Below are 17954 nucleotides of genomic sequence, written 5' to 3' on the forward strand. Positions count from 1 at the left end.
GAAGCTCTCCTAGAGTTTGAGGGCCTGAGGCCCCAGGGGTTGCAGCATCTTGGCAATCGCGGCGACAGGCACTTTGCTGTCGGGGTATTGCCATTGTGGCGTGCGGTCCTTGTCGATGATCGCGGCGCGGATGCCTTCGAGGAAATCCCCATGCTCGGATGCACGGGAGGTAAAGCGGTATTCCAGATCCAGCGCCTTTTCCATGCTAAGCGAGGGGCCGCGCAACCGGTGGATCATTTCGATGGTGCAGGCGGCAGAAAGGGGCGAGACACGGGAGAGCTTTTTCAACGCGTCGCGGGCAAAGTCACTGTCCGTATTGCCCAGATCCGTCAGGATGTCGCCCAGACCTTCGCCGCTGAAACCTGCGTTGATGGCATCAAGTACGGGTTCAAGTGTGGCACCGGGGGGCGCGTCAGCGGCGTCCGAGAGGATGTCGGGTGCGGCACCTTCCTCCAGCGCCTGGATCAACGATGGCCACTGGGCTTGCGGGATGTAATGGTCTGCAAAACCTGCATAAATCGCATCGGCTGCGTTCATGCGGGCAGCCGTCGTGCCCAGGTATTCGCCCAGCCGTCCGGGGGCCAGGGCCAGCATTAGGCTGCCGCCCACATCAGGGACCAGGCCGATGCCGCATTCCGGCATGGCGATTTGGCTGGTCTCCCCCACAATGCGGTGCGAGCCGTGACAGCCCAGTCCAACACCGCCGCCCATGGTGAACCCTTGTAAAAAGGAGATGACCGGTTTGGGGTAGGAGAAGATCTTGTAATTCAGCCGGTATTCATCGGCCCAGAAGGTCTGGCCAAAGGCGAAATTGCCCTTTCGGCCCTCTGCGTAAAGATCAGCGATATCGCCGCCGGAGCAGAAGGCGCGGTCGCCTTCGGCGTCAAGAATTACACAAGAAACCGCATCATCCGTGGCCCAGTCATCAAAGGCGGCCTCAATCGCGGTGCACATGTCATAGGTCATCGCGTTGAGCGCTTGGGGCCGTGTCAGGGTAATTCGGCCTGCCTGGCCGGTGATGCGGATGCTGATGTCGCTCATCTGTTTTTCAACATGTCGCGCGAGATGATCACGCGCATAACCTCATTGGTGCCTTCCAGGATCTGATGCACACGCAGATCGCGCACCAGTTTTTCGATGCCGTAATCGGCCAGATAGCCATAGCCGCCGTGCAGTTGCAGACATCCGTCCGCAACTTTGCTGCCAACTTCGGTGACGAATTTCTTGGCCATCGCGCAGAACTTGGTGGCATCCGGGGCGTTTGTGTCAAGCTTCCAGGCGGCCTGGCGCAGGAAGGTGCGGGCGGCTTGCAGCTCAATCTCCATGTCGGCCAAGCGGAATTGGAGCCCTTGGAACTGGTCGATGGGTTGGCCGAAGGCTTTGCGCTCTCCCATATAGGTCAGGGTTTGGGTGAGGGCGGCCTCGGCTGCGCCCAGCGAACAGGCCGCGATGTTCAAACGGCCGCCATCCAGCCCGCTCATCGCATATTTGAAACCGCTGCCTTCTTCGCCCACCAGATTATCGGCAGAAATGTCGCAATTGTCGAATTGCACTTGGGCCGCAGGCTGCGCCCGCCAGCCCATTTTATCTTCAAGACCGCCAAAGCTGAGCCCCTCTGTCCCATCTTCGACATAGACCGTTGAGATCCCGGCGGCCCCGTCATCTGAGGTGCGCACCATCACGACGTAAGCGTCTGAATAGCCGCCGCCCGAGATAAAGGCTTTGGCCCCGTTCAAACGGTAGCCTTCGTTGGTGCGTGTGCAGCGGGTCTTGAGCGCTGCCGCATCCGAGCCAGAACCGGGTTCGGTCAGGCAATAGCTCAGCACTTTGTTCATCGCGACAACATCCGGCAGCACCCGCGCCTTCATGGCGTCATTGCCGAAGGTGTCGATCATCTTGGCGCACATGTTGTGGATGGATAGGAAGGCCGCAACCGAAGGGCAGGCCATGGAAAGCGCTTCAAACACCAGTGTCGCGTCAAGGCGGGACAGGCCCGTGCCGCCGGCATCCTCAGACACATAAAGCCCGCCGAACCCCAATGCGCCAACCTGGGGCCAGAGATCTTTTGGTATCGTGCCTGATTTCTCCCATGCCAAGGCATGCGGGGCGATGGCGTCCTGGCCAAAGGCATAGGCCATGTCATAGATGGCCTGCTGTTCTTCATTTAACGCGAAATCCATGCCGTCCTCCCAGACCGGTTAATGAACGCTTGTTAAATTTCATGCTTTGCAGTGGTGATGCAAGGTATATTTGGCTGCGATATCACGGCGTGAACCGGCGCATCGGAACGGCAAAAAGCAAAACGCCAGCGGGACAGGCCCGCTAGCGTTTGCAGATTATTCCATCACAGGGATGGAGAATTCGCCGCCCTCTTTGATGCCCGAAGGCCAGCGGGCGGTGACGGTCTTGGTGCGGGTATAGAATTTGAACGCATCGGGGCCGTGTTGGTTAAGATCACCGAAGACGGATTTTTTCCAGCCGCCAAAGGTGTGATAGGCCAGCGGCACCGGGATGGGCACGTTGATGCCGACCATGCCGATGTTGATGCGGTTGGCAAAATCGCGCGCGGCGTCGCCGTCGCGGGTAAAGATCGCGGTGCCATTGCCATATTCGTGGTCCATGGCCAGGCCGATGGCCTCTTCGTAGGTTTGCGCGCGCACGGTGGTCAGGACAGGGCCAAAGATCTCTGTCTTGTAGATATCCATGTCCTTGGTGGCGTGATCAAAGAGGTGGGGGCCTACGAAATAGCCTTCCTCATAGCCTTGCAGTTTGAAATCACGGCCATCGACCACCAGCTTGGCGCCCTGATCGACGCCCGATTGCACCAGACGTTCGATGTTGGCCTTGGCGGCGGCTGTCACGACGGGGCCATAATCCACGTCATTGCCAGCGGTGTAGGGGCCAACCTTGAGCTTTTCGATGCGGGGGACGAGCTTTTCGATCAGCCTGTCGGCTGTCTCATCGCCGACGGGCACGGCCACTGAGATCGCCATGCAGCGTTCGCCCGCAGCACCGTAGCCTGCGCCCACCAACGCGTCGGCGGCTTGGTCCATGTCTGCGTCGGGCATGATGATCATGTGGTTTTTGGCCCCGCCAAAGCACTGCACGCGTTTGCCCTGCGCACAGCCGGTGCCATAGATATATTCAGCGATGGGGGTTGAGCCGACAAAGCCCACCGATTGGATCACGTCGTTAAAGAGGATCGCGTCCACGGCTTCCTTGTCACCGTTCACCACCTGCAGGATGCCTTTTGGCAGGCCTGCTTCTTCCATCAACTCAGCCAGCATGAGCGGGACAGAGGGATCACGCTCAGACGGTTTGAGAATGAAGGCGTTGCCGCAGGCGATGGCGGGGGCGAACATCCACATCGGGATCATGGCGGGGAAGTTGAAGGGCGTGATGCCTGCGGTTACGCCAAGGGCTTGGCGCATGGAATACATGTCGATGCCGGGACCGGCGCTGTCGGTGTATTCGCCTTTCAGCATTTGCGGCGCACCGATACAGTATTCCACCACTTCCAACCCGCGCTGCACATCGCCTGCGGCGTCGGGCAGGGTTTTGCCATGCTCGCGCGAAAGCGCCTCAGCCAGTTTGTCCATGTCGCGGTTCAGAAGGTCGACGAATTTCATGAGCACCCGCGCGCGGCGCTGCGGGTTGGTGGCTGCCCAGGCAGGTTGAGCGGCAGCGGCAAAGGCCACGGCCTGTTCCATCTCAGCCTGGTTGGCCAGGGGCACTTTGGCCTGCACTTCGCCTGTGGCGGGGTTCATCACGTCGGCAAAGCGGCCAGAGGTGCCTTTGACATGGGCACCGTTGAGGTAATGGGTCAGTTCTTGCATGGGATCCTCCAATTCGGTTGCGGGCACATTAGTCTTGCAAAAAGACGAGGAACAGGGGCAGTTGGGCAAAGTGGTTTTGCAGAAATGCAAGACGGTTTCAGATGGAAAGCTGGGATGAGGTGTAGAAGAAAGATGAAGCGAGGGGACGGTGCAAAATTGGGATGACCTGCGCCTGTTTCTGGCGGTGGCACGGGCGCAAAGCCTGTCGGGGGCGGGCAAAGCCCTGCGGCTTGATCCGGCGACCCTGGGCCGGCGCATTGCGCGGCTGGAGAAAGACCTAGAGGCTGTTCTTTTTGTCAAATCCCCGCAGGGCTATGCGCTGACGGAGGCAGGCACGCAGCTTTTGGCGCAGGCGCGGGCGGCTGAGCAGGCGATGCGGCAAGCGACATCTGGTCTGGCGGGGGCCACGGATGTGCTGTCGGGGCAGATCCGCATCGGGGCCCCCGATGGGGTGGCCAACTTTCTGTTGCCGCAGATCCTGACCCAGATCGCGGCGGCGCATCCTGATCTTGATATCCAGACCGTTGCCTTGCCGCGGGTGTTCAACCTGTCCCGGCGCGAAGCGGACATGGCCATTGCGGTCAGCGCGCCTGAGGCCGGGCGGCTGACGGTGCAAAAGATCACGCCTTACGGTCTGCATTTGGCTGCGGCAGAAAGCTATCTGAGCGCGCATCCGCCGATCCGGGACGTCAGCGATCTGCGTGAACACCGCATCGTTGGCTATATTCCCGACATGATTTTTGACCGCGAGCTGGACTATCTGGCCGATCTTGGCGTGGAACGTGTTGGCCTCGCCTCGAACTCGGTTTCTGTGCAGGGCCAGATGATCCAGCGCGGCGGCGGGATTGGTGTTGTGCATGATTTCGCGCTGCCCTTTCTGCCCGGTGTGCGCCGGGTTTTGCCGCAGAGCGTGCAGTTGGAACGTGCTTTTTATCTCGTGCGTCACGCCGATGACCGGCGCAACCAGCGGCTGGCGCAGTTTGCGCATCTGCTCAGCGCGGCGCTGCGCAGCGAGGTGATGCGGCTTGAAGCCTAGGTTTGGACCCTAGGCTTGACAGATTGCGCCTTTCTGGCGGACGCTAACCCTTAGGTGGAGGCGCATAAGGGAGGCAGCCATGCTTGTATCACAGATCTTAAAGTCCAAATCCGACGACGGGGTGGTCACAACACCGCCCAGCACGCTGGTGTCTGAGGCTGTGAAGATGCTTGCGGAAAGGCGGATCGGCACGGTTGTTGTATCCTCTGATGGGCAAGAGGCGCAGGGCATTCTGTCAGAGCGTGACATTGTGCGCGAATTGTCCCGGCAGGGGGCATCGGTGCTCACCCAACCGGTTGAAAACCTGATGACGGCCAAGTTGAAGACCTGCACGCGCGAGGACCGGGCGGATGAAATTCTGCAGACCATGACGCAGGGACGTTTTCGCCACATGCCCGTGGTTGAGGGCGGGATTCTGGTGGGATTGGTAACGCTTGGCGATGTGGTCAAAGCGCGCCTGACTGAGCTTGCGATGGAAAAGGACGCGTTGGAAGGGATGATCATGGGCCACTAAGGCCTGCAGCATCCCCCCGCGTTCCATGACGAAATGCCTGCCAATGGGTTGCACTGATGACGCAGCCATGTTTGCTTGCGCCAACTGATACCCCCTCGGAGGCCCCCATGCGCGTTGGTCTATACCCCGGCACCTTTGATCCCATCACACTTGGTCATGTGGACATCATCCGCCGTGCTGCCACATTGGTCGATAAACTGGTGATCGGCGTGGCCATCAACCGCGACAAGGGGCCGCTTTTCACGCTGGAAGAGCGGGTGGCCTTGATTGAGGCGGAATGTGCAGATCTTTCGCGGGCCACCGGCATTGAGATTGCGGTGCATCCGTTTGAGAACCTACTGATCCATTGCGCCCGTGAAGTGGGGGCCGAGATCATCGTGCGCGGCCTGCGGGCGGTCGCGGATTTTGAGTATGAATATCAAATGGTTGGGATGAACCGCCAGTTGGACGATCCCATTGAAACGGTGTTCCTGATGGCCGAAGCGCAGCACCAGGCCATCGCCAGTAAACTGGTCAAAGAGATCGCGCGCCTGGATGGTGATGTGACCAAGTTTGTGCCGGGCCGGGTCAAATCGGCTCTTATGACCAAACTGGGCCGGTCCTGACCCTAGATCACGCGGCCCATCGCCTGGGCGGTGTCCAGCATGCGGTTCGCAAAGGCCCATTCATTGTCATACCACGCCAAGACACGCAGCAGGGTGTCTTGCTGCACCGATGTTTGATCCGCCGCGTAGGTGGCTGAGACGGTGCTGTGGTTATAATCGATGGAGACCAGTGGCCGGTGTTCCACGTCCAAAATGCCATCAAGCGGCCCGGCGGCCGCGTTTTGCATGGCGGCGGTGACAGCCTCGGGCGAAACCGGGGCCCTTGTTTCAACGGTCAGGTCACAGCAAGAGACATTGGGCGTGGGCACCCGGATGGCCGTCCCGGTGATTTTGCCTGCCAGATGTGGCAACACGAGCCCCAAGGTTTCCGCCGCACCCGTGGTGGTAGGCGACATCGACAGGTTCGCGGCCCGCGCGCGGTAAAGATCCCGGTGCGGCGTGTCGTGCACTTTCTGGCTGCTGGTATAGCAATGGACCGTGGTCATATGGCCCCGGATCAGGCCAAAGGCATCGTCGAGCACTTTCACAACCGGCACCAAGCAGTTCGTGGTGCAGGACCCGTTTGAGATCATCAGATCATCGGTGCTGATGTCACTGTCGTTGATGCCATAGACAATTGTTTTCATATCACCTTTTGACGGCGCAGACAGCAACACGCGGCGTGAGCCGTTTTGCAGGTGCAGGGCGGTGTCTGTGGGGGCGCAGAACTTGGCAGTGCACTCCAACGCGATATCAACGTCCTGCCAGCTCAGCTTGGCGGGGTCAGGCTCCGCCGTGACCCGGATGGGGCCGCGCCCGGCATCAAGCGTCTGTGCGCCCAAGGTGACGGGGTGGGGCAGGCGGCCATGAACGGAATCAAACTCAAACAGATGTGCGGCTGTCTCCAAGGGGGCCAGATCATTGATGGCGACAACCTCGATGCCTTCGTCTGCACGCTCCAACGCGGCGCGCAGCACCGAGCGTCCGATGCGGCCAAAACCGTTGATGCCGAGCTTAAGGGCCATGATCCACCTATTTGATCAAATTCAATAGGGCAGGATTTGTCCACGATCCGTCAGGTGTCAACGCGCAGACGCCCTGAATTTAGTACCGATACAATATAATGGGTTTGGCAAGGTCATGGACTGTGCTGGCAACCTATGGGCCACTGGCAAGGGCACCGGCTGGGTCAGCCGCCAGCGTGGGTGTGACCACATGTCGGCTCGCGCGGCATCACCGCCAAAAGGCGATCCATTCCATAAACTCAAACATCTTTTTGCCCAAGAAAATCAGATGCTCCGTTCCGAAGAACAGCACATCACCCAGAATTCCAAGGATGATCAAGCCGCCGATGATGATGGCGATGCGGTTGGTCATGGGAAGGCTCCACTGCTGTCTTGGGATATGACAGGCTGTGCGGAGCCGCGCAAGGTGCTTACCCCAGCGCACCCATGGCAACAGCCACGTCCGCCATACGCACAGAGAAGGCCCATTCGTTGTCATACCACCCCAGCACGCGCACGGTGCGGTCCGCGACAACGATGGTCTGGTCCGGTGCAAAGATGCAGCTTTCTTCGGTGTGGTTGAAATCAATGGAGACCTTTTGCTCAGGGTCGTAACCCAGCACGCCCTTCATGTGCCCTTCAGCGGCGGCCTTTGCAGCGGCGTTCACCTCTTCCACGGTGATATCGCGTGAGGCGGTGAAGGTCAGATCAACGGCGGATACATTCGGTGTGGGCACGCGCATCGCTGTGCCGTCCAGCTTGCCTTTGAGGGCGGGCAGAACTTCACCCAACGCCTTTGCCGCCCCTGTTGATGTTGGGATCAACGCCATGGCAGCGGCGCGCGCGCGGTACAGATCGCTGTGCCGGCGGTCCAGCGTCGGCTGGTCGCCAGTGTAGCTGTGGATGGTAGTCATCAGGCCGCTCTCGATGCCGATGGCTTCGTGCATCACCTTGGCCATTGGGGCCAGACAGTTTGTGGTGCAAGACCCGTTTGAGATCATCGTATCAGAGGCCTGCAAAGTGTCGTGGTTCACACCGTAGACCACGGTGCGGTCAACGTTCTTGCCTGGCGCGGACAGCAAGACACGCTTGGCCCCCTGTTGGATGTGAACGTTGGCCTTGTTGCCGTCGTTGAACTTGCCCGTGCATTCCAGCACCACATCGCAGCCGGTCCAGTCCAGTTCTTCAAGGTTGTAGGTAGACATCACCTCAATATCGTTCTGACCCAGGTTCATATAGCCGTCGTCAATCCGAACCTCGCCAGGGAAACGTCCGTGCACGCTGTCGTATTTGATCAGATGTGCGGCTGTTTCAATGGGGCCGGTGGCGTTGATCTTGACCACTTCAATGTCATCACGCCCAGATGCGGCGATGTGGCTGAGGGTGCAGCGGCCAATACGGCCAAATCCGTTGATGCCGACCTTGATTGCCATGGGATGTCCTTTCGCGGAGCCTTTTGCGCGCTCTATAGCGGGGGTCTGGCAAAAGGTTAAAGAGGAAAGACGCCTGCTAAGCTGCTGTTAGCGCTAAATTTTCATGTTAGCGGTAAAGGTGATGTGCCTCGGGGGATTGGCGGGTGGCGATGATCCGGCTAGATAGGAAAAAAGAGGTGTGAGATGAGTGGATTGATTGCGCTGTTGGACGACGTGGCGTCCATTGCAAAGGTAGCGGCAAGCTCGGTTGATGATGTGATCAGCCAGGCGGCGAAGGCGGGCAGCAAGGCGGCAGGGGCCGTAATCGACGATGCTGCTGTGACGCCAAAGTATGTCCAGGGGTTTGACGCCAGCCGCGAATTGCCGGTCATTTGGCGCATCACCAAAGGATCGCTGCGCAATAAGCTGTTGTTTTTGTTGCCTGCGGGCCTTGCGCTGTCGGCTTTCGCACCCTGGGCCATCGCCCCGCTGCTGATGCTGGGCGGCTGCTATCTGTGCTTTGAAGGGGCCGAAAAGGTGGCCCATGCGTTGGGATGGGGCCATGGTCATGAGGATTACGCCCACAAAGAAGAGGTGATCGAAGATCCCGCCCATCTGGAAGAACAAAAGGCCCAAGGCGCCATCAAAACCGATTTCATCCTGTCTGCCGAGATTATGACGATCGCCCTGGCGGCGATTCCCCCAGCAACTTCTGGATGGAGGCCGCAACCCTGGCGGCTGTGGCCGTGATGATCACCGTTGCGGTCTACGGCTCCGTCGCGATCATTGTGAAAATGGACGATATCGGTCTGGCCCTTGCCAAATCGGGCCGCCTTGGCGTTACCCGGGCCATCGGGCGTGGGCTGGTGCGGGGAATGCCCGGTTTCCTCAAAGCGCTCACCGTGATTGGCACAGCGGCGATGCTGTGGGTCGGGGGCTCCATCATTGTGCACGGATTAAAAGAGCTGGGGTTTGGCGGGCTTGAGCATATGATCCATGATGTGGCCTATGCTGTTGGACATGCGGTGTCCGAAGGCATGAGCGGGATCATGGAATGGGCGACCAAAGCCGTGATCGATGGTATTCTGGGGCTGGGGATTGGTCTGGCGCTGATCCCGGTGGGCGAAAAGGTCATCACCCCGATTTGGCGCAGGATTTTCGCCAAGTCAGCGTAACGGGCGGCGCAAAACCGATCCCAGCAGCAGTGCCGCGATCATCATGTGACCGGCCAGGACATAGACCACGATCGCATCCACGCCGATGCCGTGCAGGCCCATCCAGATCAGGCTGGCGATCAGTCCTGCAATGAAAGCGGAAAGCATGATGTGTAGGTGCATGGGAGACCCTTTCAGCAGCACGCCTCGGATCAAGGCGCGTTTGAGCTGACCATTTCGCGGGGGGCCGCGCAAGACCACAGGCCTGTGGCCCGCAGTCTCGGCGCAGCGCCGCTGATCTGGGGCGGGATTTCGCCAATGGCGGCCACCTGCGGACAGCAAAAGGGCCACACGCTTGCGCGCATGGCCCTTCTGCGTCGGTAATCCGATCAGATCACAGCAGGTCTTTGGCCGCCTGTGCGACGCCTTCGGCGGTGATCCCGAACTTTTCGAACAATTCACCGGCAGGGGCAGAGGCCCCGAACCGGTCCATGCCCACAAAGGCGGCTTTGCCGTATTTGCCACGCTCGCCCAGCAACCACTGGTCCCAGCCCTGGCGCACGCCAGCTTCAACCCCGACACGGACCGCGCCACCGGGCAAGACACGCTTGCGATAGGCCTCGTCCTGGGCGGCAAAAAGCTCCATGCACGGCATGGAAACCACCCGCGTGCCAATGCCTTCGGCTTGCAACGCTTCGCGTGCGGCCATCGCGATAGACACCTCAGAGCCAGTGGCAATCAGGATGACCTGACGTTTGCCATCCGCATCCGCCAGCACATAGGCCCCTTTTTCCACAAGGTTGTTGTTCTTGTGCTCTGTCCGCACGGTCGGCAGACCCTGGCGGGTCAGCGACAGCACCGAAGGCGTCTTGGTTGAGGTGACCGCCAGTTCCCACGCCTCAGCCGTTTCAACGGTATCCGCCGGACGGAACACCCATGTGTTTGGCGTGGCACGGCTGATCGCAAGATGCTCAACCGGTTGGTGGGTTGGGCCGTCTTCACCCAGACCGATGGAATCATGCGTCATCACGAAAACCGTGGGGATCTGCATTAGGGCTGCCAGCCGCATGGAGGGGCGGGCGTAATCGGTGAAACACATGAAGGTGCCGCCATAGGGGCGGATCCCGCCATGCAGCGCCATGCCGTTCATCGCCGCAGCCATGCCATGTTCGCGAATGCCCCAATAGACATAGCGCCCACCACGGTTGTCGGTGTCAAACACGCCCAGATCGCCTGTCTTGGTGTTGTTGGACCCGGTCAGGTCCGCAGAGCCGCCGACGGTTTCGGGCATAATCGGGTTCAGCACCTCAAGCACCTTTTCCGAGGACGCACGTGTGGCCAGCTTGGGTGCGGTCTCAGAGGTCTGTTTTTTGAAGGCTTTGATGGTCGCGCTCAGCTTTTTCGGCGTGGCCCCGGCCAGCGCACGTTCAAAGGTTTCGCGTTTGCCTTTGGGCATCTTTTCAAACCGCGCTTCCCATTCTGCGCGTGCGGCAGCACCGCGCGTGCCAATGGCTTCCCAAGCGGCCTTGACATCAGCAGGCACAACAAAGGGGCCGGTGGTCCAGCCATAGGCGGCTTTGGCGTCGGCCATTTGATCGGGATCTGTCAGCGCGCCATGGCCTTTGGAGGTATCCTGGGCCGCGTGTCCCAAAGCGATATGGGTCTTGCAGGCGATCATGCTGGGCAGATCGCTTTTGCGGGCCTCGGTCAGGGCCGCGTCGATCTCATCTGGGTTGTGGCCATCAATTTCGATGGTGTGCCAGCCTGCGGCCTTGAACCGCGCCACCTGATCGGTGCTGTCGGACAGGGTTACGGGGCCGTCGATGGTGATGTTGTTGTTGTCCCACAACACGATGAGTTTGGACAGCTTGTGACGCCCTGCAAGGGTGATCGCCTCTTGGCTCACGCCCTCCATCAGGCAGCCGTCGCCGGCAATCACGTAGGTGTTGTGATCGACGATCTTGGCACCGTAATGCGCCCGTTGGATTTCCTCGGCCATGGCGAACCCAACAGAGTTTGCGATGCCCTGGCCCAGCGGGCCGGTGGTGGTTTCAATCGCATCCGCCAGGAAGTTCTCAGGGTGGCCCGCTGTGCGCGCGCCCATCTGGCGGAAATTCTTCAGCTCTTCGATGGGGAACTGCGCATCGCCAATCAGGTGCAACAGCGAATAGATCAGCATAGAGCCGTGGCCCGCTGACAGGATAAAACGATCCCGGTCAGGCCAGAGCGGGTTGGCCGCATCAAACTTGAGGTGCTTTTCAAACAGCACGGTCGCCACATCGGCCATGCCCATCGGCATGCCAGAGTGGCCAGAGTTTGCCGCCGCAACCGCATCGAGCGTCAGCGCCCGGATGGCGGTCGCTTTGGACCAATGTTCAGGATGCGCATCGCGCAGGGCATTCAGATCCACAGGAAGCTTCCTTCGCTATATCAATCGGGTTCCGTGCGTGCATACCAGCAGGCCTGCAAAGTGCAAGCCAAAGGCGGCGTTAGCGCTAAACCAAGCTGACACTTTGGTTCAGCTTCGCCCGTCAAGTGGCTGATCTCAAACGGGGGCGCATTCATTCTCAGATTTCGCTAGGATATAAAAACAGACCGGGCCAAGGCGATTCGCTCAAAAGGTGAACTCAGGCCGCGCCAAATGGGACAGGCAGCACAGGTCACGGACGCAAGGACCGAGGGGTGATGGGCGATGAGTAACATCGAAGAACTACAACAACGCATCAGCGCTGCGATGGACCGCGTGGCGCAGGGCCTTGATCAGATCGGCAGCGCGCCCAGCGGGCCGGATCCCGAAATGGCGCAAGCGCTTGAGGATGAGCAGACGGCGAATGCCCAACTCACGGAACGGGTCCGCACGCTCAAAGCCAAGGCCGAAGAAGACAAGGCGCAAGCCGATGATGCGCTGGCCGCGATGCGCGCCAAGCTGGAAGAGGGCGAGGCGCGGATGGCACAGCTTGACGTCGATCTGCAGAAGCTGCGCCGCGTGAACGATCAGTTGACCGCAGCCTGTGAGGCCCTGCGCAAAGCCAACGAAGAAGGCGTGGGAGAGCCGCACCTGATCAACAAAGCCATGTTGGCGGAACTTGATGGCCTGCGGGCCGCGCGCGCCTCTGATGTGGCAGAAAGCACGGCGATCTTGTCGGCGTTGGAGCCTTTGTTGGCCAGCGCCTCTGATGATCCCGCCCCGAACCAGGAGAATGCCTGATGCCCGAAGTACGTATCACCATTGGCGGTCGCCAGTTTGAGGTTGCCTGCCAGGACGGCGAAGAAAGCTATCTGCACGCAGCCGCCAAGATGCTGGATGATGAAGCGCAGGTGCTCAGTGATCAGGTGGGTCGGATGCCAGAGGCGCGCATGCTGCTGATGGCGGGGCTGTTGTTGGCCGATAAGACGGCCAGTGTTGAGGACAAGATCAGCGAAGTCCGCGCAGAGCTTGCCGAACGCGAGGCCGAGCTGGCGGGCTTGCGCAACCAAACGGTTGAGCCTGAGCGCATCGAAGTGCCTGTGATCCCCGATCAGGTCACCGACACGTTGGCCGAGGTTGCCGCCCAAGCCGAAGCCCTCGCCGCCGCCGTAGAAGAAAAAGCCAGCTAGGCCAGGGGGCGGGCAGCCTTAGACGCGCCGCTACAAGCGGCCCGCCGCAGCGGTGGTTCTTTGGTTGAAATGCCTGTTTCCAGGCAGAGCAGGCCGGCCACATGCTTTCGTCGCATAACGTCAGTAAGATCGGGCGATGCCCTACGCGCTCCGCGCCGGCATCGCCTCTTTCGCGCGCACTGGGAAGCTGACCGCCAGTTTTGCGGCAACATCTTTGTTCAGCAGCACCGAAATGGCGTTTGAGATAGGCTCGTTGCTGTCCATCAACCGGCGCAGGCGGCGCGTTTCCCACACCACATAGCTGCTGCCCTTGGTGGCGGTCACGTCCGCGGTGGCGGACCCGCCCAGCAAAAACGCAATCTCGCCAAGGAAATTACCCGGCCCGATTTCAGCTTGCTGCGCACCGCGCGCCACGACGAATCCGTCTGAGATCGTCAGATAGATGCGGTCGGGCTCTTTGCCTTCCTCCAGGATCAGACGCGCCTCACTGTCGTGCACGATGTTGGCCTCGCCCATGATTTTGCGAAACTGACCGGGGTTGAAGTTGGGAAAGGACTTATAAAGATCCAGCATCTCCTGGCTCATCCCAAAGGTCGAACGTTCGCGGAAGATCCGATAAATCACCGGGATATTAGCCGATCCGATCAGGACAGAGGTGGCAATCGCCTCCCATAGGGGCGTTTCAGCGATGTAATAATAGTAAAGAATGTAGAAGGCTGTGCCGATCAGCAGAAAGGTCCGCAGCACAAGCTCATTTCGGGTCAGCAGGCCCAGAATATAACAGATCGTCGCGATGTGAACGAAGGCCACCGCGGAGCTGAGGTAATCGAAAATTTCTTGCATAAAAACGTCCCGTGCAAAACTGCCGGGACGTTAAGTCAATTGTTTAACAATGCAAGCGTTTTGGCTGCGATCAGCCGTTGGCTTCGCGAATTTTGTCAGCTGCGTCTTTATCGTAGGCGACACCGTTGTCATCAAACATCGTATCCAGCTCACCGGAAAGGGTCATTTCGGTGATGATGTCGCAGCCGCCGACGAATTCGCCTTTGACGTAAAGCTGTGGAATCGTTGGCCAATCTGAGAAATCCTTGATCCCTTGGCGGATCTCTTCGTCGGCCAGAACATTCACGTCGGAGTATTCAACACCCATGTAATTCAAAACACCCGCGACGCGGGAGGAAAAGCCGCATTGGGGCATTTCCTTGGTGCCTTTCATGTAAAGCACAACGTCATTGGCAGAGATGGTTTCTTGGATCCGGTTTGCGGCATCGCTCATGTGGGGTCGTCCTTTGATTTGTCTTTCTGAAACGCGTTATGGAAACGCGCGGCATAGGTTTCATCATCTGCCAATGGCAGAATGTCGGTGTCGGGGCGGCCAAAAAAGCCCGTTTTGCTGAGCCAGTTGGTCTGGCCACGCTCCAGGCTTTCATTGCGGCGGTTGGTGCGGCTGACCTCAGCAAGGTCCAACCCCTCCATCCCCAAAGGGACCTCTTGGGTCCGGCGTTCAGGCTGGCGGGCAGAGAGTGGGCGGTGGGTTTGACGGCTGGCGCGGAATTGATGCACCGCAACAGCGGTGACCAGCACGCAAACCAAAGCTGTGCCCCAAAGCCACATCAGGTTAATCCGGCGCCTTGGTGGTCAACGCCAGCGCATGCAGTTCGCCGTTGGGCCCGTCCATCTTACCTTTGAGTGCGGCGTAGACGGCGCGCTGTTGCTGGACGCGATTCTTCCCTTTGAATGAGGCATCCACGACCATCGCGGCCATGTGCACGCCATCGTCCCCTTGCACGGTGATCTGGGCCTGTGGAAAGGCGGCGCGGATCAGATCCTCAATTTCGTGGGCTTGCATTGGCATGTGGCGCTCCGGCATGTCGTTCCTGTTGCCCTAAATCTAGGTTGCAGCGGCAGGCTGTGCAAGCGGGTGCGCCGCTTATCGGATTGAGCGCAGGCAAGCTGCGCACTACATATTTAGGAAAGGGTGCTCTGGGCTCACCGTCCCGATGGGCTCAGAGCCGCCTTCACATGGACCGGTCGTGCCTGCGTGCTGTCCGGGCATCAAGGAAAATAGCCGTCTCCCGCAAGCGGGTCCCTCGGCGATTTTCCCGGATCCCCGGCCATCCCGCAGGCTCGTTCGCCCCATGCGATGGCGGCTCCGGCCCGATGGAACTGGGGAGGACATATGCAAGAGCGGATGGGTGCGCCGGAACAGGCGTTGGCATGGGTGGAGGCCGGCAAAGGTGCGGCCCTTGCCACGGTGATTGAGACCTGGGGTTCGGCCCCGCGCCGGGTGGGCGCGCAGCTTGTCGTCTCAGGCGACGGGGCGATGGAGGGCTCCGTCTCAGGGGGCTGTGTTGAGGGCGCGGTGGTGCTGGAGGCGCTGGATTTGGTGGAGGCAGGCGGGCTGCGCGTGTTGGAATACGGCGTCAGCGATGATGATGCTTTCGCGGTCGGGCTGGCCTGTGGCGGCACCATTCGCATTCTGGTGGAGCCGGTGGGCGAGGCGGGCATGCCGGTTGCCATGTTGCGCGATCTGGTGGCGGCCCGGGCCGCACGCACCCCGGTGGCCTATGAGGTGGCGCTGGATGGATCGCACCGGGCGCTGGTGGCGCAGGGCCATGCCGAGCGGTTTCGAATGGACCGGTCCGGTGTGGAGCCAGATGGCAAGACCTTTGTGGGCATTCACAACCCGCCTTTGCGCTTGGTGATTGTTGGCGGGGTGCACATCGCCCAGGCTTTGGTGAGCATGGCGCGCCGCGCAGGCTTTGATCCGTTTGTTGTGGATCCGCGGGCGGCCTTTGGGTCTGCCGCGCGGTTTCCCGATGCGGAGCTGTCGCAGGAATGGCCGGATGAGGCCTTGGCCCAGATCGGGGTGGATAGCCGCACGGCGGTGGTGTTGTTGACCCATGATCCCAAGTTGGATGATCCGGCGCTGGAGGTCGCGCTGCGTAGCGATTGTTTCTACATCGGCGCTTTGGGCAGCACCCGGACCCATGCCAAGCGGGTCGAACGGCTTACCGCCGCAGGGTTTGATGCGGCTGAAATCGCCCGCATCCACGGTCCTGTTGGCCTTGATATTGGCGCGGCAGGCCCGGCAGAGATCGCGGTGTCGATCCTGGCGGAAATGATCCAAAGGTTGCGGCAAGGATGAAGTTTGGCGCGGTCCCCCTCGCGGCAGCCGAAGGCGCGGTATTGGCGCATTCCATTGCGGTCCCGGGGGGCGGCTGCGCAAGGGCAGGGTGTTGACGGCGGCGGATGTCGCGGCCCTATCGCGCGCGGATGTGCAAGAAGTTGTCGTGGCGGCCCTGGATCCCGGCGATGTGTCTGAGGATGTTGCAGCTCAGCGCCTGGCGGCTGCCGTTCTGGGGCAAGCCACGGGCATGCAGGCCACTCCCGCCTTCACGGGCCGGGTGAACATCTTGGCCCAAGGGCCGGGAGTGGTGGCGTTGGATGTTGCCGCACTCGAAGCGGTGAACCGGATTGATCCGATGATCACGATCGCCACCGTGCCGCCCTGGCAACAAATGGCTGAGCGCGGGATGATCGCGACGATCAAGATCATCTCCTATGCTGTTCCTGAAACCGCGCTGGCAGAGGCGATTGCCTGTGCAGGACCTGGCTCAATGCGCTTTCATCCGCCGCGTATCCGCAGTGCGACGCTGATCATCACCGATATTGAGGGCGGTGTGGGCGACAAGGGCAAAGAAGCGATTGAGGGGCGGTTGCGGGCGCTTGATGTGGCGCTGACCCAGACGGTACGGGTGCCACACAGGGCTGAGGCGCTGGCTCAGGCGATTGCGGCTGCCCCTGACGATCTGATCCTGATCCTGACAGGCTCTGCAACCTCAGACATTGATGATGTGGCCCCCAGCGCGCTGCGCGCCGCAGGCGGGCAGGTGACCCGCTTTGGCATGCCGGTGGATCCTGGCAATCTGCTGTTTCTGGGGCATTTGGGGGGTAAGGACGTGATTGGCCTGCCGGGCTGTGCGCGTGCTCCTGCGCTCAATGGGGCCGATTGGGTGCTGTCCCGCGTGGTCTGCGGCGTGCCGGTCACGGGGGATGATATTGCGGGCATGGGCGTTGGGGGGCTTTTGAAAGAAATTCCAACCCGTCCGCAGCCCAGACGGGGCCAACGTGGCAAGGGCGAACGCCCTGCTTAGGATTTGCGACATAAGGTGCCACATCTGAAATCATTGAACTTTATGGTTCTCAACTGTCCTTCTGCGTGCTTAACTCGTTTTCAATAAGAAAACCCAGGGAGGACGACATGACCCAGGTCAAAATGACCGTGAACGGTAAAGCTGCGTCTGGCGACGTTGAAGGCCGAACGTTGCTGGCACAATTTTTGCGCGAAGATTTGGAACTGACGGGCACGCATATCGGCTGTGACACCAGCCAATGTGGCGCTTGCGTTGTTCATGTGAACGGCGAAGCGGTAAAGGCCTGCACGATGCTGGCGGTTGAGGCGGATGGCGCAACCGTGGAGACCATCGAAGGACAGGCCAATGCGGATGGATCGCTGAATGTGATCCAGCAGGCTTTCCAGGATCATCACGGATTGCAGTGTGGTTTCTGCACGCCGGGCATGGTGATGTCGGCAGCGGCCTTGCTGAAAGAAAACCCAAAACCGACCGAAGACGAAATCCGTCACTACCTCGACGGCAATATCTGCCGCTGCACAGGATACCACAACATCGTCAAGGCGATCATGGCCGCATCTGGTCAGGACGTCAGCGCGATTGCAGCCGAATAATTTCTGAATTCCGACCGCCCATGGCGGTCACCAAGGTAAATTAGAAAAAGGGGCAGCAGCAGCTGTA

At 60.1% G+C, this 17954-nt stretch carries 19 protein-coding genes and 2 pseudogenes; 9 read left to right on the forward strand and 12 right to left on the reverse strand.

From position 1 onward, the window contains the following. Nucleotides 1-9: 9 nt before the first annotated feature. From ACZ1HM_RS09900 to ACZ1HM_RS09910, 3 genes are all read right to left on the reverse strand, one after another. Complete coding sequence (locus ACZ1HM_RS09900) at nucleotides 10-1041, reverse strand: enoyl-CoA hydratase/isomerase family protein (RefSeq protein WP_472742631.1); 1032 nt, start codon at nucleotides 1039-1041, stop codon at nucleotides 10-12. Then, nucleotides 1038-2180, reverse strand: a complete 1143-nt coding sequence (locus tag ACZ1HM_RS09905) for an acyl-CoA dehydrogenase family protein (RefSeq protein ID WP_472742632.1) — start codon at nucleotides 2178-2180, stop codon at nucleotides 1038-1040. The genes ACZ1HM_RS09900 and ACZ1HM_RS09905 overlap by 4 nt, the downstream gene beginning before the upstream one ends. Nucleotides 2181-2336: 156 nt before the next feature. Continuing rightward, nucleotides 2337-3836, reverse strand: coding sequence for a CoA-acylating methylmalonate-semialdehyde dehydrogenase (locus ACZ1HM_RS09910; protein ID WP_472742633.1), 1500 nt, complete (start codon nucleotides 3834-3836; stop codon nucleotides 2337-2339). Between the two features lie 148 nt (nucleotides 3837-3984). Here ACZ1HM_RS09910 and ACZ1HM_RS09915 point away from each other — a divergent pair, with 148 nt between their 5' ends. From ACZ1HM_RS09915 to coaD, 3 genes are all read left to right on the forward strand, one after another. Next, nucleotides 3985-4872 (forward strand): LysR family transcriptional regulator, encoded by an 888-nt coding sequence (locus ACZ1HM_RS09915; protein ID WP_472742634.1) that lies wholly within the window; start codon nucleotides 3985-3987, stop codon nucleotides 4870-4872. Nucleotides 4873-4951: 79 nt separating this feature from the next. Then, nucleotides 4952-5386, forward strand: coding sequence for a CBS domain-containing protein (locus ACZ1HM_RS09920; protein ID WP_472742635.1), 435 nt, complete (start codon nucleotides 4952-4954; stop codon nucleotides 5384-5386). 107 nt (nucleotides 5387-5493) lie between these two features. After that, nucleotides 5494-5991, forward strand: a complete 498-nt coding sequence (gene coaD / locus ACZ1HM_RS09925; RefSeq protein ID WP_472742636.1) for a pantetheine-phosphate adenylyltransferase — start codon at nucleotides 5494-5496, stop codon at nucleotides 5989-5991. A 2-nt stretch (nucleotides 5992-5993) separates the two neighbouring features. Here coaD and gap (ACZ1HM_RS09930) read toward each other — a convergent pair whose 3' ends face one another. The 3 genes from gap (ACZ1HM_RS09930) to gap (ACZ1HM_RS09940) form a co-directional block, all read right to left on the reverse strand. Then, nucleotides 5994-6995: a type I glyceraldehyde-3-phosphate dehydrogenase gene (gene gap, locus ACZ1HM_RS09930; RefSeq protein ID WP_472742637.1), complete on the reverse strand. Its 1002-nt coding sequence runs from the start codon at nucleotides 6993-6995 to the stop codon at nucleotides 5994-5996. A gap of 208 nt (nucleotides 6996-7203) precedes the next feature. Further along, a complete protein-coding gene (locus tag ACZ1HM_RS09935) occupies nucleotides 7204-7347 on the reverse strand; it encodes a hypothetical protein (protein WP_472742638.1) in 144 nt (47 codons plus the stop codon). A gap of 58 nt (nucleotides 7348-7405) precedes the next feature. Further along, complete coding sequence (gene gap / locus ACZ1HM_RS09940) at nucleotides 7406-8407, reverse strand: type I glyceraldehyde-3-phosphate dehydrogenase (protein ID WP_472742639.1); 1002 nt, start codon at nucleotides 8405-8407, stop codon at nucleotides 7406-7408. A gap of 183 nt (nucleotides 8408-8590) precedes the next feature. Here gap (ACZ1HM_RS09940) and ACZ1HM_RS09945 point away from each other — a divergent pair. Further along, nucleotides 8591-9561 (forward strand): annotated as a pseudogene (locus tag ACZ1HM_RS09945) (DUF808 domain-containing protein). On the opposite strand, the gene ACZ1HM_RS09950 reads toward ACZ1HM_RS09945, so the two are convergent. Both ACZ1HM_RS09950 and tkt read right to left on the reverse strand, forming a co-directional pair. Further along, complete coding sequence (locus tag ACZ1HM_RS09950; RefSeq protein WP_472742640.1) at nucleotides 9553-9723, reverse strand: hypothetical protein; 171 nt, start codon at nucleotides 9721-9723, stop codon at nucleotides 9553-9555. The pseudogene ACZ1HM_RS09945 and the gene ACZ1HM_RS09950 overlap by 9 nt on opposite strands. Before the next feature lie 211 nt (nucleotides 9724-9934). After that, nucleotides 9935-11950 (reverse strand): transketolase, encoded by a 2016-nt coding sequence (gene tkt / locus ACZ1HM_RS09955; protein ID WP_472742641.1) that lies wholly within the window; start codon nucleotides 11948-11950, stop codon nucleotides 9935-9937. Nucleotides 11951-12232: 282 nt separating this feature from the next. Between tkt and ACZ1HM_RS09960 the strand changes: the two genes are divergently transcribed. Together ACZ1HM_RS09960 and ACZ1HM_RS09965 are read left to right on the forward strand one after the other, a co-directional pair. Beyond that, nucleotides 12233-12748, forward strand: a complete 516-nt coding sequence (locus tag ACZ1HM_RS09960; protein WP_472742642.1) for a hypothetical protein — start codon at nucleotides 12233-12235, stop codon at nucleotides 12746-12748. After that, nucleotides 12748-13137: a cell division protein ZapA gene (locus tag ACZ1HM_RS09965; protein ID WP_472742643.1), complete on the forward strand. Its 390-nt coding sequence runs from the start codon at nucleotides 12748-12750 to the stop codon at nucleotides 13135-13137. The genes ACZ1HM_RS09960 and ACZ1HM_RS09965 overlap by 1 nt, the downstream gene beginning before the upstream one ends. Nucleotides 13138-13278: 141 nt before the next feature. Here ACZ1HM_RS09965 and ACZ1HM_RS09970 read toward each other — a convergent pair whose 3' ends face one another. From ACZ1HM_RS09970 to ACZ1HM_RS09985, 4 genes are all read right to left on the reverse strand, one after another. Further along, nucleotides 13279-13980: a cyclic nucleotide-binding domain-containing protein gene (locus ACZ1HM_RS09970; protein ID WP_472742644.1), complete on the reverse strand. Its 702-nt coding sequence runs from the start codon at nucleotides 13978-13980 to the stop codon at nucleotides 13279-13281. Nucleotides 13981-14050: 70 nt separating this feature from the next. Then, nucleotides 14051-14413 carry a Grx4 family monothiol glutaredoxin gene (grxD, locus tag ACZ1HM_RS09975; protein WP_472742645.1) on the reverse strand — a complete coding sequence of 121 codons (363 nt, stop codon included), beginning with the start codon at nucleotides 14411-14413 and terminating at the stop codon, nucleotides 14051-14053. Continuing rightward, a complete protein-coding gene (locus tag ACZ1HM_RS09980; RefSeq protein ID WP_472742646.1) occupies nucleotides 14410-14751 on the reverse strand; it encodes a hypothetical protein in 342 nt (113 codons plus the stop codon). The genes grxD and ACZ1HM_RS09980 overlap by 4 nt, the downstream gene beginning before the upstream one ends. A gap of 4 nt (nucleotides 14752-14755) precedes the next feature. Beyond that, on the reverse strand, nucleotides 14756-14992 hold the full coding sequence (locus tag ACZ1HM_RS09985; RefSeq protein WP_472742647.1) for a BolA/IbaG family iron-sulfur metabolism protein: 237 nt from the start codon (nucleotides 14990-14992) through the stop codon (nucleotides 14756-14758). 324 nt (nucleotides 14993-15316) lie between these two features. On the opposite strand from ACZ1HM_RS09985, the gene ACZ1HM_RS09990 reads away from it, so the two are divergent. From ACZ1HM_RS09990 to ACZ1HM_RS10000, 3 genes and pseudogenes are all read left to right on the forward strand, one after another. After that, nucleotides 15317-16285 (forward strand): XdhC family protein, encoded by a 969-nt coding sequence (locus ACZ1HM_RS09990; protein WP_472742648.1) that lies wholly within the window; start codon nucleotides 15317-15319, stop codon nucleotides 16283-16285. Beyond that, a pseudogene (locus tag ACZ1HM_RS09995) lies at nucleotides 16282-17294 on the forward strand (molybdopterin-binding protein). The gene ACZ1HM_RS09990 and the pseudogene ACZ1HM_RS09995 overlap by 4 nt, the downstream one beginning before the upstream one ends. A gap of 107 nt (nucleotides 17295-17401) precedes the next feature. Then, a complete protein-coding gene (locus ACZ1HM_RS10000; RefSeq protein ID WP_472742649.1) occupies nucleotides 17402-17887 on the forward strand; it encodes a (2Fe-2S)-binding protein in 486 nt (161 codons plus the stop codon). The last annotated feature ends 67 nt before the right edge of the window (nucleotides 17888-17954 follow it).

This window comes from Sulfitobacter sp. GN1-4 (assembly GCF_055693825.1).